The sequence below is a fragment of the Bradyrhizobium sp. 14AA genome (assembly GCF_054185205.1).
In genome coordinates this window covers 144066-159780 of record NZ_JAVAYM010000022.1, presented here as the reverse complement: position 1 = coordinate 159780, position 15715 = coordinate 144066, and the positions used below count along the sequence as shown (strand labels likewise).

The following is a 15715-nucleotide window of genomic DNA, read 5'->3' as shown; positions in this document are numbered from 1 at the left end:
CATGCATCGCCTGCTCGCCAGACAGATTCGCCAGTCGACGGACGAATCCGGAAACGTCGATCTGGCCAGGCTCGGCGAGCTCGTCAGCGCGGCCTATGAGGAGAGCGACCGCGACCGCCGCCGCACCGACCGCGCGATCAAGCTGATGATCGAGGAGCTCGAACAGACTCACAAGCGCGCCGAGCAGGACCTGCTGCGGGCGCGCGAGTTCCTCGACAGCATCATCGAGAATATCCCGATCGCGGTGTTTGCCAAGGATGCGAAGGATTCCCGTTACGTCCTGCTCAACCGCGCCGGCGAGGAATATTACGGAATGCCGCGCGAGGTCATGCTGGGCAAAACCCCGGAGCAGATCTTTCCGGACGACATCGCCCGCGTCGTCAACGAGCAGGATCGCCGCGTCGTCGACAGCGGCTCGCCGATGTTCCTGGAGGGGCATCTGCTCGAAGTCGGCGTCAAGGGCCGTGATCGTCTGGTCAATTCGCGCAAGCTGCTGATCAGGGACGACAGTGGCGCGCCGCAATACCTCGTCGGCGTGATCGAGGACATCACGGAGCGGATCACGAACGAGGCGCGGATCAGCCATCTTGCGCATCATGATGCGTTGACCGACCTGCCGAACCGCAGCGCTTTCAACGCAGCGTTGGACGAACGGCTGGAGCGGGCGCAGGAGGTGGCAACCAGTTTTGCGGTGCTCAGCCTCGATCTCGACCGCTTCAAGGAGGTCAACGACGTGTTCGGCCATCCCGTCGGCGACATGCTGATGCGGGCTGCCGCGGATCGTCTTGCGGCGGAAGCCGACGGCGCCTTCGTTGCCCGCATCGGCGGCGACGAGTTCATGATCCTGATGCCTGACCACGTCCGCCGCGAGGACGTTCTGACGCTCGCCGAACGCCTGGTCGAGGCGATTGGAAAGGAGCTCGAGGTCGACGACTATCTCCCCCATGTCGGCCTCAGCGTCGGCATCGCGTTCTATCCGGATGACGGCGTGAATGCCGCCACGCTGCTCGCCAACGCAGATTCCGCGCTCTATCGCGCCAAGCGCGAGGGCAGGGGCAGGGTCCGCTTCTTCGAATCCGAGATGGACCAGGAGCTGCGCGATCGAAGGCTGTTGCAGCACGATCTGCGACTGGCGCTGGAGCAGAACCAGCTCCTCGTCTACTTCCAGCCGCAGGCGCGGATGGATGGCGAGGTCATCGGCTTCGAGGCTCTGCTGCGCTGGAACCATCCGACGCGCGGCTTCGTGCCGCCCGACCAGTTCATTCCGCTCGCAGAGGAGAACGGGATGATCGTCCAGATCGGCGAATGGGTCTTGCGCGAGGCGTGCCGCGAGGCGGCGTCTTGGCCGCGCCCGTTGCAGGTCGCGGTCAATCTGTCGCCGGTCCAGTTCCAGGCCGGCGACCTCGAACGGTCGATCCACCAGATCCTGCTGGAGACGGGGCTTTCGCCGATGCGGCTCGAGGTCGAGGTTACCGAGGGCGTGCTGATCGGTGATTTCACCCGCGCGCTCAATCTGCTGCGGCGGTTGAAGGCGCTCGGCCTCCGTATTGCGATGGACGATTTCGGCACCGGGTACTCCTCGCTGTCCTATCTCCAGTCGTTCCCGTTCGACAAGATCAAGATCGATCGCAGCTTCATCTCCAATCTCGAGGCGACGCCGCAATCGGCCGAGATCGTCCGCGCGGTCCTCAGCCTCGCGCACGCCCTGAAGATGCCTGTCATCGCCGAAGGGGTGGAGACGGAAGCGCAGCGCACCTTCCTGGCCCGCGAGGCCTGCGAGGAGATGCAGGGCTATCTCGTTGGTCGTCCCGACCTGATCGAGCGCTATCTCGATCTGGTCGGCGTGACCGTGGAGCGCCGTCTCTATGCCTAGCTCCCGGTCTTGTGGCGGCAGGATTCCGAGCGCAAGCTAGCGCAGTTTTGGAACTTTCGCGTCGATACGCATTTCCCAAGAATTAACTTGAGGCCGGGCGCGTAGCGGGCGCAGTAAATGTTTTGCACAACCGCCATCGGCCTGACGCAAATCAGGGCAATAAGCCGTGTGAGTGCGAGGGAGGGTCTCATGGAGAACGTACGTCGCTACCGGGCGCTGGCGTCCCTCTGTCGTCAGCAGGCGGCCTACCGGCCGCTCCAGAACTGGGAACTCCTCGGCCAGGCCGAACATTTCGAATATCTTGCGGAAGTCGAACTCAAGGCGCATTTCGACGCGTGCAATGCGCAACGCAACGAGGAAACCGTCGCGGCCACGGCGTGGGAGACGCCTGCCGCGGCGTGAAGGCGGGGCTGGCTTCGCTAATGCGACATCAGCGTCGGGACGGTCATGGCCGACAGCATGGCGCGGGTGACGCCGCCGAGGACGCGTTCCTGCAATCGCGAATGGCCGTAGCCGCCCATCACCAGGAGATCGAGGGTCTCGTCGGCCGCCAGCGACAGGATGGTCGGCTGGATGTCGGCGCGCGCGGCCGACAGGCCGACCGTGCGGGTCGAGAGGCCGCGCCGGCCGAGATGTCTCGCCAGATTGCTCGCTGAAGCCTCGCCGGGGGCCACGTCGGCTTCGTTGATGGTGATGATCACGATCTCTTCGGCGCGCGCCAGGAATGGTGCCGCGTCCCGCATCGCACGGCCCGCGAGACGGCTGCCGTCCCAGCAGATGCCGATCCGGTTCGCCCTGAAGGCCCCACGGAAGGTGTACGGCAGGAACAGCACCGGGCCGCCCGCCTGAAACAGGATCTCGCCGGGTACATCGTTGTCGAATGAGCCTTGCGCCGGATCGGGCTGGAGCATGATGCTGAGGTCGTGCAGTCGCGCCATCTCGCCGAGAAAACCGACTGCATCCGCCGGGATCGCGCCGAGCGGGTGGCAGGCGTGGGAGATGCCGGCGTTCACCGCTTCGCTTGTGAACACCGCGAGCGCGGCCTCGGCCCGCTCCATTGCGCGCTCGCGTTCCAGCTCGAACACGGCCGCTACGGCCGCGCCGCCATCCATGACGTAGGCTGCGCCGGTCGTGACATAGCCGACCGCGACCGCGTCGAGGTGGGCGTTGAGGTACGCCGCGAGCGAGACCGAACCGTCGATCACGGGGCGCATCGGGCGCTCGGTCGGGATGTGGACGAGAATGTCTTTGTACATGACGCGCCTCCGATGGACAGGATCCGGTGGCCGCAGTTTTTCACCGCCCGCACGGGGCGCGTTGAGCTGCATCAAATGTACGATTTTCCAGCGGCGCCGGGCGGCGGATTCTTTGCCAACATTTAATCGCGTGGACGGGACGCCGTAAGGTGGCAACGACCATGTTGGGGGCAAGGCGACATCTCCTCAACATGGATATTTCGACATGAACGATCGCGTCAATTCCGACACCGCGGCCCGCAAGATCTTGAGGCCGCGCCGGCTCGCGCTGCTCGGCACCGTGGCCGCGCTTGGCATGGCGGTGCTGGCGACCGCTCCCGGCTCTTCCCCGTTCAGCGCGATCTCCTTCATCGCGCCGGCACAGGCTGCGGAAAGCGCCGCGACCCCACCGGGCTTCGGCGATCTCGTGGCCAGGGTCAAACCCGCCGTCATCTCGGTGCGGGTCAAAATCGACCAGGACAACGACAAGAGCGCGATGCTGCAGCAGAACCGGATGGATTCCGATGAGGACTCCCCGTTCGACCAGTTCTCGCGGCAGTTCGGCTTCCGCGGCCCGGGCATGAACGGCATGCCGCGCCAGCGCCACCAGACGATCACGGGCGAAGGCTCCGGCTTCTTCATCTCGGCCGACGGCTATGCCGTGACGAACAACCACGTCGTCGACCACGCTGCGTCGGTGCAGGTGACCATGGACGACGGCACGGTCTACACCGCGAAGGTCGTCGGCACCGATCCGAAGACCGATCTCGCTCTGATCAAGGTCGACGGCAAGAAGGATTTTCCGTTCGTCAAATTCTCCGACCAGAAGCCGCGCATCGGCGACTGGGTGGTCGCGGTCGGCAATCCCTTCGGCCTCGGCGGCACCGTGACAGCCGGCATCGTCTCGGCCAGCGGCCGTGACATCGGCAACGGCCCCTATGACGACTTCATCCAGATCGACGCGCCCATCAACAAGGGCAATTCCGGCGGTCCCGCCTTCGACATGAACGGCAACGTAATCGGCGTGAACACCGCGATCTTCTCCCCCTCGGGCGGCTCGGTCGGCATCGGCTTCGACATTCCGGCCTCGACGGCCAAGCTCGTCGTGGCGCAGCTGAAGGACAAGGGCGCGGTCACCCGCGGCTGGCTTGGCGTGCAGGTGCAGCCGGTGACATCGGATATCGCCGACAGCCTCGGCCTGAAGGAAGCGCGCGGCGCGATCGTCGACAACCCGCAGGACGGTAGCCCGGCGGCGAAGGCCGGCATCGAGGCGGGCGACGTCATCACCGCCGTCAACGGCACCGCGATCAAGGATTCCCGCGATCTCGCCCGCACCATCGCCACCTTGGCGCCGGGCACGTCCGTGAAGCTCGACGTCTTCCACAAGGGTGGCAGCAAGACGGTGACGCTCGCGCTCGGCGAGCTGCCGAACGAGCAGCAGGCCAAGGGAGACGGCAAGTCCGACGAGGGCAAGGCGCAGCCGGATGCCGGCACGCCGCGGCTCGGGCTCAGCCTGGCTCCGGCCGGCGACGTCCAGGGCGCCGGCCAGAAGGGCGTCGTCGTCACCGAAGTCGATCCGCAAGGGCCGGCGGCGCAGCGCGGCATCCAGACCGGTGACGTCATCCTCAATGTCGGCGGCAAGGCCGTCGCCAATGTCGGTGACGTCCGCTCGGAGCTGGCGCAGGCCAAATCGTCGGGCAAGCGCAGCGTGCTGTTGCAGGTCAAGAGCGCGGAGGCGACGAGGTTCGTCGCGGTGCCACTCGCGTAAGTCGAGCGCCGATCGACGCAAGTCCAAAAAGGCGGCCCTCGGGCCGCCTTTCCTGTTCGCACTCAGGAGTCCCGCGAACCTGCCGATAACATTCTCGTTAACGGCAGGAACGATGACCCGGTTCGTCCGAAAAAGCCGTGTTCGGTCATCACAGTTCCGGAGTCGCACATGCGGCGGCAAGGAAGCCGCCACGGCGACGGGTTGCAAGCGTGGAACTCCGAACCGTCCGGCGCTTCGGCCGGCGGTTCGCATTTGATCGGTGCCGACATGGATCGATTGAAGCTCTCGCTGTGGCGTGTGCTGCTGGTGGCGCCATTGGTGCTTTGGGGCGGTAACGCCCTCGGGCGTGACGACGGCCGCTACGCCGACTCACCGCTGAAGCCCTGGTTCGATAGCTTGCGCAGTCACCTCGGTCCGTGCTGCTCGGATGCGGATGGTTTTGCCGTCGCCGATCCCGATTGGGAATCGCACAACGGACATTATCGCGTACGCCTCGATGGGGAATGGGTCGAAGTGCCGGATGAAGCCGTCATCACCGAGCCGAACCGGGCCGGCCGCACCATGGTGTGGCCGGTGAAGACCGCGTTCGGGGTTTCGATCCGCTGCTTCATGCCGGGCAGCATGATCTGACGGAGATCAGCGCGACCGTTTGGAGGATTTGCGCTTCGACGATGTCTTCGACGACTTCTTCTTGGCGCTCTTTTTGGCGCTCTTCCGCTTCGAGGCCTTCTTCGGGACCTTCTTGCCCTTCTTGCGGGCCTTCGACAGTCCGATCGCGATCGCCTGCTTGCGGCTCTTCACGCGTCCGCCACGGCCTTTGCGGCCGCTCTTGGCCGTGCCCTTCTTGTAGCGCCGCATCTCGCTTTCGACATCGCTGCCGGAGCTGCGCGAGTAGCGGCGTTTCTTTGCCTTGCGTGCCATGCATGTTCTCCCTTGGCCGAGGAGAACCATCCGACACAGCCATGGTTCCGAGAGCGCGCGCCACGTTCCGGACGCGCAAGGCAGCCTAGAATGAGTTCGCCAGCTCGATCTCGTCTTCCAGCACCCGAATGCGCCGCGCCGCCTCGGTGAAGGAAAGGTCCCGCGCATATTGCGTGGGCTGATACGCCTCTTCGCTCAGCCGTTTCAGCCTGAGGCCCTGCGCCCTTGTCATCTGCTCGCTCAGGAAAACCCTGGCGTCATATTTACCCTGAACCTGCATCTCACCTCTCCGTCCCGAAATCTGGCTTGACTATATGTTCTTATTTTGTTCTAACAAGCCATGGACAACAGAATTAATGAAATTCGACGTAAAATCAGCGCCTTGAGGCTGGAAATGGCCGATATCGAGGCGTCGGTGCGCGACCTCGTCGATCGCGATCGCGACTGCACGGAAAAGGCCCTGGCGCAGATGGACCTGCGCCGGAAGATCAACCTGCTGATCGGCGAATGGCGGCCGGTGGCGGCGACGTCCTGCCTGATGTCCGCCATCGGGCGCGCCTTCGCCTCGTGAAGAACGTCGGCAATCCCGAGCGCGCGATCGCGCGCCGCTGAGTCCTTTGGGAGTGTGCCGTGGAGGAAGACCCGAACACGTACCGGATTCTAAAACTGCGCGCCGAGATTCTCGAACTCGGCTCCGCCATCCGGCAGTTGCAGCGCGAGGGACTCGACGACGCTGCGGCCCAGCTCCTGATCGCACGCAAGCGCGCACGGCTCGATCATCTCGTGAAGACAAATCCGGCAGGCGGTCATCCTGACATCACGGACGGCCATCGCAGCTGAAGCGTGCGCGCGATGCGAACGATGATGTCGAATATCTCAAGTAAAGAGCCCCGCCATGGCGGGGCCCTGCAGAATTTCGGCGAGCGCCTACTTGGTGTTGCTCATGCCGCTCTTGTTCGTCATGGTGCCGCCCTGATCGGAGCCGGGGCCAGAACCGCCCTGGCCGGAAGGATCCGCGCCCTTGGTGGACTTGGTGTTGGCACCCGTGGTCTGCGATGACGTCGACATCGAGGACCCATGCTTGGCCTTGTGCGACTTGGCCTGCGCGGCGAACGGCGCGGCGGCAAGGCCGGTTGCCAACATCACGGCGAGAGCGAGCTTGGTTGTCTTCATGCGGGGAACTCCCTGAGTTAAATTGACGCAGGCAGCCAACCGTCATTGGCCGCAGGAGTTCCCAACAAAGCGGGCTCCCGCGCTTCGCGCACGCTTCAAGATTGCTTGTCCTCTGCGAGAATGAACACGACGCCCGTGAGCGTTGCGCCGATTGCGAACGTCGTGACCAGCGTCAGGGCAAAGACGACAACAGCCTGGCTTCCGCCGTGATTCAGCAGGTTGGCGACGGCCGGATTGGAGAGAATGAGCGCGAGACTGAAAGCGAGGCCGAGCGCCGCGCCCATCAGCGCATGCGTCAGTAACTTGATGAGGCCGCTGGGAGAGATCAGGTCGGACGATTTTTTCGTGCGCATGGGAACTGCATCCCGATCTTGCATACAAACGCGCGCGATATCCTCTGGTTCCAGGCGGGTGAAGGAATTGTCATCGTCCGCTTCATCCGACGTTCATGCCGGGCTTGCGAGGATGAAGGCCATCAACACGGGAACATTCGACATGGGTAAGGTAGTCTTTCTTTACCGCTCGCTGGCCTACCGCAACGCCGCCGCAGACATCCTGCGTAAGGCGCGCAAGCTGCCGCGCGGGGCAGAGCGAAGCGCGGCCCGGCGCTATGCGAAAGCGCTGCGCGATCTCGCCCAAACGGAGGCTTGGCTCGAAGGACGCGTCGCTCGCGAGCCGCGAACGGAGCAGCGCATGGCGAGCGCGGCGTCCGGCTAGAGCTTTTTTCCGCTCCCATCGAATCGGAAGCTCTGGATTCTTGCTGTGACGTGTCTTCTTGACGCGAACCGGCCGCCACTTCGCTGCAAAATGCTCTAACCGGATGCGCGTTGCAATTCGGCGGAGCTGGCGGCCTCGAATTTGCCGGGTGCCGCCGTCGCCGCAGTCTTGCGCGTCAACGGCACCTCCAGGCGGCACAACAGGCCTTCGGCTCGCCAATCGAATTGCGCCTGGCCGCCGAGCTGGGACTCGACGCTCGCGAGCAGGCTCCGCGTACCGAAGCCGCGAGATTTCGGCGTTCTCACGAGCGGACCGCCGGACTCCTCCCAGATCAGGGTGAGGTGGTCGTCCTCGACCTGCCAGCTGATCATCAGCCGCCCCGATCGCGTCGAAAGCGCGCCATACTTGGCCGAGTTGGTGAAAAGCTCATGCAGCGCCAGCGCCAGCGTCTGGGCGGTCGTCGGCAGCAGCTGAACTTCGGGACCCGCCAGCCTGATCTGGCCGCCGAGCGAATAGGGCGCGAGCTCCTCGTCGATCAGCTTCGAGAGCTCGGCGCCCTGCCAGCTCGACAGCGAGAGGATCGTGTGCACGCGCGCCAGTGCATTGATGCGCCCCTCGACGGCGTTGACATAGGCCTTGACCTCGTCCGCGCGGGTCAGCCGCACGATCGATTGCGCCAGCGCCAGCGCATTCTTGGCGCGATGGTCGACTTCCCGCGCCAATAGGTTTTGCCGTTCCTCCGCGCGCTTGCGTTCGGTGATGTCGACGGTGACGCCGCTCACGCGCACCACGCGGCCGCTGTCGTCCACGGTTGCGGCCGCCGTGCCGACGCACCAGCGCACCTCGCCGTCGGGCCGCACGATGCGGAATTCCGTCTCATAAGCACGCGTGCCCTTGTTGAACTCGGCGATCGCCTTGCGCAACTGATCGACGTCATCCGCATGCAGCAGCGCCTGAACGCTCGCCGGAGTGACCTCGAAGCTCTCCGGGGTGACGCCGAAGATGCGATACTGTCCCTCGTCCCACATCCAGTCGCCGCTGATCCAGTCCCAGTCCCAGGATCCCATCTTGCCGGCCGCAATCGCCATGCTGCGCCGCTGTTCGCTCTCGCGCAGCTTGGCGGTGGAGTTCTCCAGTTCCGCCGTGCGGGCGCGGACGCGGTCCTCGAGTTCCTGATTCAGCCGTTCGAGCTCGCGGGTCTTGCGGTAGAGCTCGGAAAACACCTTGATCTTGGCGCGCAGCACCTCCGGCACGACCGGCACCGGCACGTAGTCGACCGCACCCATCTCGTAGCCGCGCAGCCGGTCGATGTCGCTGACCTGAATGGCCGAGATGAAGATCATCGCGGTCTTCTGGAAGCGCGGATGCTCGCGGATCATCGCTGCGAGCTCGAAGCCGTCGAGCTCCGGCATGCAGACGTCGACCAGGATCACCGCAATCTCGGTCTTGAGCAGAACCTCCAGCGCCTCGCGGCCCGAAGAGGCAACCACGAGGTTCTCGCCGAGATCCTTCAATATCACCTCATAGGCGAGCAGCTTGGCCGGCTGGTCGTCGACGAGCAGGATGTTGACCTTTTCGTGGTCCATTCGCGGATCCAACTCAGCGGTGCAGCCACATGCGGATCGCAAGCAGCAATTGATCGGTGTTGACGGGTTTGGCGAGGTAATCGGACGCGCCGGCTTCGAGGCATTTTTCCCGGTCGCCCTTCATCGCCTTGGCGGTCAGCGCGATGATCGGAAGGCGGGCGAAGGCCGGGTTTTCGCGAATGACACCGATGGTCTGATAGCCATCCATCTGCGGCATCATGATGTCCATCAGCACGATCGCGATTTCCGGATTGGATCCGACCAGCGTCACCGCTTCGCGACCGGTCGTGGCCGTCAGCACCTTCATGCCGCGTCGCTCCAGCACGCTCGACAACGCGAAGATGTTGCGGGCGTCGTCGTCGACGAGCAGTGCGGTCTTGCCGATCAGGTCCTCGTCGGAACTGTTCAGCTTCTCCAGCATGCGCTGCTTCTCGACCGGCAGTTCCGTGATCACGCGGTGCAGGAACAGAGCGGTCTCATCGAGCAGGCGTTCCGGCGATTCCACGCCCTTGACCACGATGCTGCGCGCCATGGTGTGGAGTTCCGCATCCTCCTCCGCCGAAAGCTCGCGCCCGGTGAAAACGACGACCGGGATGTTGGACAGCGCCTCGTCGTTGCGGATCTGATCCAGCACCTCGAAGCCGCTCATGTCGGGCAGCCTGAGGTCGAGGACCACGCAGTCGCAGGGTGCTTCGCGCAGCGTCGAGAGCGCGCCGGCGCCGGTGTCGGTCGCGACGATCTCGATGTCGTCGTGATGCAGCAGCTCGCGGATCGAGAGCTGTTCGGCCTCGTTGTCCTCGACGATCAGGAGTCGCTTGCGCCTGGGACGCGCATATTCCTTGATCTGGCTCAGCGCGGCCGAGACGCCCTCGGTCGTCGTCGGCTTGTTGACGAAGGAGAAGGCGCCGCGCGCCAGCGCATGCTGCCGGTCCTCGTCGAGCGTGATGATCTGCACGGGAATGTGGCGCGTCAGCGGGTTGTGCTTGAGCTGGCTCAGCACGGTCCAGCCGAGCATGTCCGGCAGGAACACGTCGAGCGAGACGGCCCGCGGCTGATATTGCTTGGCCAGTTCCAGTGCTTCGGCGCCGCGCGCGGCGACCAGGACCTTGAAGCCCTTGTCGCGCGCAAGATCGACAAGAATGCGCGCATAATGCGGGTCGTCCTCGACGATGAGCAGGATGCTGTCGCCGGGCTCGAGATTGAGCCTGTCGTCAGGGATCTGCTCGATGACCCGCGGTTGCTCGGGGGCGGCCGGTTGCAGCGCCGGCGGCTGGCCGTGTTGCTGGGGCGCGGGACGCGGCGCGAGCGTCGGGCCGGAATATTTCAGCGGCAGGTAGAGCGTGAAGGACGAGCCCTTGCCGGGCGAGCTGCGCAGATGGATCTCGCCGCCGAGCAGGCTGGCGAGCTCGCGGCTGATCGCAAGGCCGAGGCCGGTGCCGCCGTATTTGCGGCTGGTGCCGGCGTCCGCCTGCTGGAACGCCTCGAAGATCAGCTTCTGCTTCTCTAGGGGGATGCCGATGCCGGTATCGGACACTTCGAACGCGATCACCGCCGGCGCGGAGTTCAGCACCGGGTGATCCATGCCCCAACCGCCGACCGCGGCGACGACCTTCAGGCGCACTTCGCCTTCGGCGGTGAACTTGAAGGCGTTGGAGAGTAGGTTCTTCAAGACCTGCTGCAGGCGCTTGGAGTCCGTGACGATGCTGCGCGCGAGGTTCGGGTCCACGTCGATCTTGAACGACAAATTGCGGTTCTCGGCCTCGTGCCGGAACGGTCGGCCGACGGTTTCGAGCAGGTTCGCGGTCAGGATTTCCTCCGCGTCGACCGTCACCGTGCCGGACTCGATCTTGGAAAGGTCGAGAATGTCGCTGATGAGGTTCAAGAGGTCGGTGCCGGCGCCGTGGATGGTGCGGGCGAACTCGACCTGCTTGGCGGAGAGATTGCCGTCCGGATTGTCCGTGAGCTGCTGGCCCAGGATCAGGATCGAATTCAGCGGCGTGCGGAGCTCGTGGCTCATATTGGCGAGGAATTCGGACTTGTACTTCGAGGTGAGCGCAAGCTCGGTCGCCTTTTCCTCCAGCGCGCGGCGGGCTTGCTCGATCTCCTGGTTCTTGCGCTCGACCTCGACGTTGCGCTCCGCGAGCTGCTGCGCCTTCTGTTCGAGCTGGTCGTTGGTCTGCTGCAATTCGCGCTGCTGGGTCTGGAGCTCGCCGGCGAGCTGCTGCGACTGCTTCAGCAGGCCCTCGGTCTGCATCGTCGCCTCGATCGAATTGAGCACGATGCCGATGGAGTCGGTGAGCTGCTCCAGGAACGTCATCTGCGAGGTCGTGAACGAGGTGAGCGAGGCGAGCTCGATCACCGCCTTGACCTGGCCTTCGAACAGCACCGGCAGCACGACGAGGTTCTTCGGTGCGACACGGAATAGCGCCGAGTTGATCGGCACCACGTCGGGCGGGATGTCGGCGATCACACGCGGCCGCTTGTCGAGCGCGCATTGGCCGATCAGGCCGTCACCGAACGGCAGCACGCGCTGATAGGGATAGGCGCCGTCGCCGGCATAGGAGGCGAGCAGCAGGAGCTGCGGATTGTCCTCGTTCTCGACCTGATAGATCACGCCGGTGTGGGCGTTCACCAGCGGCGACAGCTCGGTCAGCAGCAGCCGGCCGACGGTGGCGAGATCGCGCTGGCCCTGGAGCATGTTGGTGAATTTGGCGAGGTTGGTCTTCAGCCAGTCCTGCTCGGTGTTCACGTCCGTCGTCAGACGGAGGTTCGTGATCATCGTGTTGATATTGTCCTTCAGCTCGGCGACTTCGCCGCGGGCGTCGACCTGGATTGATCGCGTCAGGTCGCCCTTGGTCACGGCGGTCGCCACTTCAGCGATCGCGCGCACCTGCGAGGTGAGGTTGGCCGCCAGCAGGTTGACGTTGCCGGTGAGGTCCTTCCAGGTGCCGGCGGCGCCGGGCACGTCGGCCTGACCGCCCAATCGTCCCTCGACGCCGACCTCGCGCGCCACCGAGGTCACCTGATCGGCGAAGGTCGCGAGCGTTTCGGTCATGTTGTTGATGGTGTCGGCGAGCGCTGCGACCTCGCCCTTCGACTTGACGGTGAGGTTCTGCTTGAGGTCGCCGTTGGCGACCGCGGTCACCACCTTGACGATGCCGCGGACCTGTTCCGTCAGGTTCGCCGCCATGAAGTTGACGGTGTCGGTGAGATCCTTCCAGGTGCCGGCCACACCAGGAACCTGCGCCTGGCCGCCGAGCTCGCCCTCGGTGCCGACTTCGCGGGCAACGCGCGTCACCTCGCCGGCAAACGCATTGAGCTGGTCCACCATGGTGTTGATGGTGTTTTTCAGCTCGAGGATTTCACCCTTCACGTCCACGGTGATCTTGCGGGACAAGTCGCCGCGCGCCACGGCCGTGGTGACTTCGGCGATGTTGCGGACTTGCGTGGTGAGGTTCGCCGCGAGCAGGTTGACGTTGTCGGTAAGGTCCTTCCAGGTGCCGCCGACGCCGGGCACGACGGCCTGACCGCCGAGCCGGCCTTCGGTGCCGACTTCGCGCGCGACGCGCGTCACTTCCGCGGCGAAGGAGCGAAGCTGCTCCACCATCGTGTTGAGCGTGTCCTTGAGCAGCAGGATCTCGCCGCGCACGTCCACCGTGATCTTCTTCGAGAGGTCGCCGCCGGCGATCGCGGTCGCGACCTCGGCGATGTTGCGGACCTGGGCCGTCAGGTTCGAGGCCATGAAGTTGACGTTGTCGGTGAGGTCCTTCCAGGTGCCGGCGACGCCGGGCACCTCGGCCTGGCCGCCGAGCTTGCCTTCGGTGCCGACCTCGCGCGCCACGCGTGTCACTTCGCCGGCAAAGCCGTTGAGCTGGTCCACCATGGTGTTGATGGTGTTCTTCAGCTCGAGGATTTCGCCCTTCACGTCCACTGTGATCTTGCGGGACAGGTCGCCGCGCGCCACGGCGGTCGTCACTTCGGCGATGTTGCGGACCTGGGCGGTGAGGTTGCCCGCCATCGAGTTCACGCTGTCGGTGAGGTCCTTCCAGGTGCCGGCGACGCCGGGCACGTTGGCCTGGCCGCCGAGGCGGCCTTCGGTGCCGACCTCTCGCGCGACGCGCGTCACCTCGCCCGCGAAGCGGTTGAGCTGGTCGACCATCGTGTTCAGCGTGTCCTTGAGCTGAAGGATCTCGCCGCGCACGTCCACGGTGATCTTGCGCGAGAGGTCGCCGCCGGCGATGGCGGTCGCGACCTCGGCGATGTTGCGGACCTGGGCGGTGAGGTTGCCCGCCATCGAGTTGACGTTGTCGGTGAGATCCTTCCAGGTGCCGGCGACGCCCGTCACCTGGGCCTGGCCGCCGAGCTTGCCCTCGGTGCCGACCTCGCGCGCGACGCGCGTGACTTCGCCGGCGAAGGCGTTGAGCTGATCGACCATTGTGTTGAGCGTTTCCTTCAGCTGAAGGATTTCGCCCGACACGTTCACCGTGATCTTCTTCGACAGGTCGCCCTTGGCGACCGCGGTCGCGACCTCGGCGATGTTACGAACCTGGCCCGTCAGGTTCGAGGCCATCGAGTTGACGCTGTCGGTCAGGTCTTTCCAGGTGCCGGCGACGCCGCGCACCTGGGCCTGGCCGCCGAGCTTGCCTTCGGTACCGACCTCGCGCGCGACGCGCGTGACTTCGCCGGCGAAGGCGTTGAGCTGGTCCACCATGGTGTTGATGGTGTCCTTCAGCTCCAGGATCTCGCCGCGCACGTCCACGGTGATCTTCTTCGACAAGTCGCCGCCGGCGACCGCCGTCGTCACCTCGGCGATGTTACGAACCTGCGCGGTCAGGTTCGACGCCATCGAGTTGACGCTTTCCGTCAGGTCCTTCCAGGTGCCGGCGACGCCGAGCACGTTGGCTTGACCGCCGAGCCGGCCTTCGGTGCCGACCTCGCGCGCGACGCGCGTGACTTCGCCGGCGAAGGCGTTGAGCTGGTCCACCATGGTGTTGAGCGTTTCCTTCAGCTGAAGGATCTCGCCCGAGACGTTCACCGTGATCTTCTTCGAGAGGTCGCCGCCGGCGATGGCGGTCGCGACGTCGGCGATGTTGCGGACCTGCGCGGTCAGGTTCGACGCCATGAAGTTGACGTTGTCGGTGAGGTCCTTCCAGGTGCCGGCGACGCCGGGCACCTGGGCCTGGCCGCCGAGCTTGCCCTCGGTGCCGACCTCGCGCGCCACGCGCGTCACTTCCGAGGCGAAAGAGTTGAGCTGGTCCACCATGGTGTTGATGGTGTCCTTGAGCTCCAGAATTTCGCCGCGCACGTCCACGGTGATCTTGCGCGACAGGTCGCCGCGCGCCACGGCGGTGGTGACGTTGGCGATGTTGCGCACTTGCGCGGTCAGGTTGCCGCACATCGCGTTGACGGAGTCGGTGAGATCCTTCCAGGTGCCGGCGACGCCGGGCACGATCGCCTGGCCGCCGAGCTTGCCGTCGGTGCCGACCTCGCGCGCCACGCGCGTCACTTCGGAGGCGAAGGAGCGGAGCTGGTCCACCATCGTGTTGATGGCTTCCTTGAGCTGAAGGATCTCGCCGCGGACGTCGACCGTGATCTTCTTGGAGAGGTCGCCGTTGGCGACCGCGATCGTCACTTCGGCGATGTTACGAACCTGGTTGGTCAGGTTGTTCGCCATCGAGTTGACGCTCTCGGTCAGATCCTTCCAGACGCCGGTCACTTCCGGCACCTGGGCCTGGCCGCCGAGCTTGCCTTCGGTGCCGACCTCGCGCGCCACGCGCGTCACCTCGGAGGTGAACACGCCGAGCTGCTTGATCATGGTGTTGACGATGGTCGCCGACTGCAGGAATTCACCGCGCAGCGGCCGGCCGTCGACGTCGAGCTTGACGGTCTGGAGCAGGTCGCCTTGCGCGACCGCCGCGACCGCGCGGGTCACTTCGCGTGTCGGCCAGAGCAGGTCGTCGATCAGGGTGTTGACGGAGCCTTCCATGTCGGCCCAGGAGCCGCTGGCGAGGCCGAACTTCACGCGCTGGCGCGTCTTGCCCTCGCGGCCCACCACCTGGCCGACCAGTTCGAGCTGCTGCGCCATGCGCTGGTTGGCGGCGATGATTTCATTAAAAGTGTCGGCAATTTTGCCGTCGATGCCGAGATAGTCGCCGCTCATCCGCACGGAGAAGTCGCCGCTGCGCATGGCCTGCAAGGCGAGCAGCAATTCCGCCCGCGAATCCGGCTCCGAGAGACCGTTGGTTTTTGGCTTTGGGACGCGACGACCGGAGCGTGATGCAGTTCCGGGATCGAGGTCGCTCATACTGATTCCCCCGCAGGCGTCGGCCGAATCCTGAGGCACGACGCGATTGGTCAAAATAGAGCGTCAGCCCAATTCGAAATCAAGCGCCAAGGTTGCGGCGCGAGGAAATGGAACCTGCTTTGCTCAGCCCGGCCAAAT

General features: G+C 65.0%; 13 protein-coding genes and 1 pseudogene. 7 read left to right on the top strand and 7 right to left on the bottom strand.

Features of this window, described 5'->3' with window-relative positions; all coding sequences use genetic code 11:
- The first annotated feature begins 1 nt into the window (after position 1).
- Positions 2 to 1873: a putative bifunctional diguanylate cyclase/phosphodiesterase gene (locus RAD15_RS32340; RefSeq protein ID WP_458182524.1), complete on the top strand. Its 1872-nt coding sequence runs from the start codon at positions 2 to 4 to the stop codon at positions 1871 to 1873.
- A gap of 189 nt (positions 1874 to 2062) precedes the next feature.
- Positions 2063 to 2275, top strand: a complete 213-nt coding sequence (locus RAD15_RS32335) for a hypothetical protein (protein ID WP_458182500.1) — start codon at positions 2063 to 2065, stop codon at positions 2273 to 2275.
- A gap of 17 nt (positions 2276 to 2292) precedes the next feature.
- On the opposite strand, the gene RAD15_RS32330 is transcribed toward RAD15_RS32335, so the two are convergent.
- On the bottom strand, positions 2293 to 3129 hold the full coding sequence (locus RAD15_RS32330) for a universal stress protein (RefSeq protein ID WP_458182498.1): 837 nt from the start codon (positions 3127 to 3129) through the stop codon (positions 2293 to 2295).
- Between the two features lie 205 nt (positions 3130 to 3334).
- On the opposite strand from RAD15_RS32330, the gene RAD15_RS32325 reads away from it, so the two are divergent.
- Positions 3335 to 4876 (top strand): Do family serine endopeptidase, encoded by a 1542-nt coding sequence (locus tag RAD15_RS32325; RefSeq protein ID WP_458182496.1) that lies wholly within the window; start codon positions 3335 to 3337, stop codon positions 4874 to 4876.
- Between the two features lie 267 nt (positions 4877 to 5143).
- Positions 5144 to 5506 carry a hypothetical protein gene (locus RAD15_RS32320; protein ID WP_458182523.1) on the top strand — a complete coding sequence of 121 codons (363 nt, stop codon included), beginning with the start codon at positions 5144 to 5146 and terminating at the stop codon, positions 5504 to 5506.
- A gap of 6 nt (positions 5507 to 5512) precedes the next feature.
- Here the strand turns inward: RAD15_RS32320 and RAD15_RS32315 are convergent, their stop codons facing one another.
- Together RAD15_RS32315 and RAD15_RS32310 are read right to left on the bottom strand one after the other, a co-directional pair.
- The gene (locus RAD15_RS32315) at positions 5513 to 5797 is read right to left on the bottom strand and encodes a DUF6496 domain-containing protein (RefSeq protein WP_458182495.1); all 285 of its coding nucleotides are present in this window, start codon (positions 5795 to 5797) and stop codon (positions 5513 to 5515) included.
- A gap of 85 nt (positions 5798 to 5882) precedes the next feature.
- Positions 5883 to 6077 (bottom strand): DUF3072 domain-containing protein, encoded by a 195-nt coding sequence (locus tag RAD15_RS32310; protein ID WP_458182493.1) that lies wholly within the window; start codon positions 6075 to 6077, stop codon positions 5883 to 5885.
- 114 nt (positions 6078 to 6191) lie between these two features.
- Between RAD15_RS32310 and RAD15_RS32305 the strand changes: the two are divergent.
- A pseudogene (locus RAD15_RS32305) lies at positions 6192 to 6409 on the top strand (hypothetical protein).
- Positions 6410 to 6427: 18 nt separating this feature from the next.
- Positions 6428 to 6637 (top strand): hypothetical protein, encoded by a 210-nt coding sequence (locus tag RAD15_RS32300; protein WP_458182491.1) that lies wholly within the window; start codon positions 6428 to 6430, stop codon positions 6635 to 6637.
- 87 nt (positions 6638 to 6724) lie between these two features.
- On the opposite strand, the gene RAD15_RS32295 is transcribed toward RAD15_RS32300, so the two are convergent.
- Positions 6725 to 6970: a hypothetical protein gene (locus RAD15_RS32295; RefSeq protein WP_458182489.1), complete on the bottom strand. Its 246-nt coding sequence runs from the start codon at positions 6968 to 6970 to the stop codon at positions 6725 to 6727.
- 95 nt (positions 6971 to 7065) lie between these two features.
- Positions 7066 to 7323 (bottom strand): hypothetical protein, encoded by a 258-nt coding sequence (locus RAD15_RS32290; protein WP_458182487.1) that lies wholly within the window; start codon positions 7321 to 7323, stop codon positions 7066 to 7068.
- Between the two features lie 112 nt (positions 7324 to 7435).
- On the opposite strand from RAD15_RS32290, the gene RAD15_RS32285 reads away from it, so the two are divergent.
- The gene (locus RAD15_RS32285) at positions 7436 to 7687 is read left to right on the top strand and encodes a hypothetical protein (RefSeq protein WP_458182486.1); all 252 of its coding nucleotides are present in this window, start codon (positions 7436 to 7438) and stop codon (positions 7685 to 7687) included.
- Between the two features lie 95 nt (positions 7688 to 7782).
- Here the strand turns inward: RAD15_RS32285 and RAD15_RS32280 are convergent, their stop codons facing one another.
- Positions 7783 to 9273 (bottom strand): HWE histidine kinase domain-containing protein, encoded by a 1491-nt coding sequence (locus RAD15_RS32280; protein ID WP_458182484.1) that lies wholly within the window; start codon positions 9271 to 9273, stop codon positions 7783 to 7785.
- A 13-nt stretch (positions 9274 to 9286) separates the two neighbouring features.
- Positions 9287 to 15577, bottom strand: a complete 6291-nt coding sequence (locus RAD15_RS32275) for a HAMP domain-containing protein (RefSeq protein WP_458182482.1) — start codon at positions 15575 to 15577, stop codon at positions 9287 to 9289.
- Between the last annotated feature and the right edge of the window lie 138 nt (positions 15578 to 15715).

Coding starts and splice junctions, on each gene's coding strand:
- RAD15_RS32340 (WP_458182524.1), top strand. CDS start 2: ATGCATCGCCTGCTCGCCAGACAGATTCGCCAGTCGACGGACGAATCC.
- RAD15_RS32315 (WP_458182495.1), bottom strand. CDS start 5,797: ATGGCACGCAAGGCAAAGAAACGCCGCTACTCGCGCAGCTCCGGCAGC.
- RAD15_RS32280 (WP_458182484.1), bottom strand. CDS start 9,273: ATGGACCACGAAAAGGTCAACATCCTGCTCGTCGACGACCAGCCGGCC.
- RAD15_RS32290 (WP_458182487.1), bottom strand. CDS start 7,323: ATGCGCACGAAAAAATCGTCCGACCTGATCTCTCCCAGCGGCCTCATC.
- RAD15_RS32330 (WP_458182498.1), bottom strand. CDS start 3,129: ATGTACAAAGACATTCTCGTCCACATCCCGACCGAGCGCCCGATGCGC.
- RAD15_RS32325 (WP_458182496.1), top strand. CDS start 3,335: ATGAACGATCGCGTCAATTCCGACACCGCGGCCCGCAAGATCTTGAGG.
- RAD15_RS32285 (WP_458182486.1), top strand. CDS start 7,436: ATGAAGGCCATCAACACGGGAACATTCGACATGGGTAAGGTAGTCTTT.
- RAD15_RS32310 (WP_458182493.1), bottom strand. CDS start 6,077: ATGCAGGTTCAGGGTAAATATGACGCCAGGGTTTTCCTGAGCGAGCAG.
- RAD15_RS32335 (WP_458182500.1), top strand. CDS start 2,063: ATGGAGAACGTACGTCGCTACCGGGCGCTGGCGTCCCTCTGTCGTCAG.
- RAD15_RS32320 (WP_458182523.1), top strand. CDS start 5,144: ATGGATCGATTGAAGCTCTCGCTGTGGCGTGTGCTGCTGGTGGCGCCA.
- RAD15_RS32275 (WP_458182482.1), bottom strand. CDS start 15,577: ATGAGCGACCTCGATCCCGGAACTGCATCACGCTCCGGTCGTCGCGTC.
- RAD15_RS32295 (WP_458182489.1), bottom strand. CDS start 6,970: ATGAAGACAACCAAGCTCGCTCTCGCCGTGATGTTGGCAACCGGCCTT.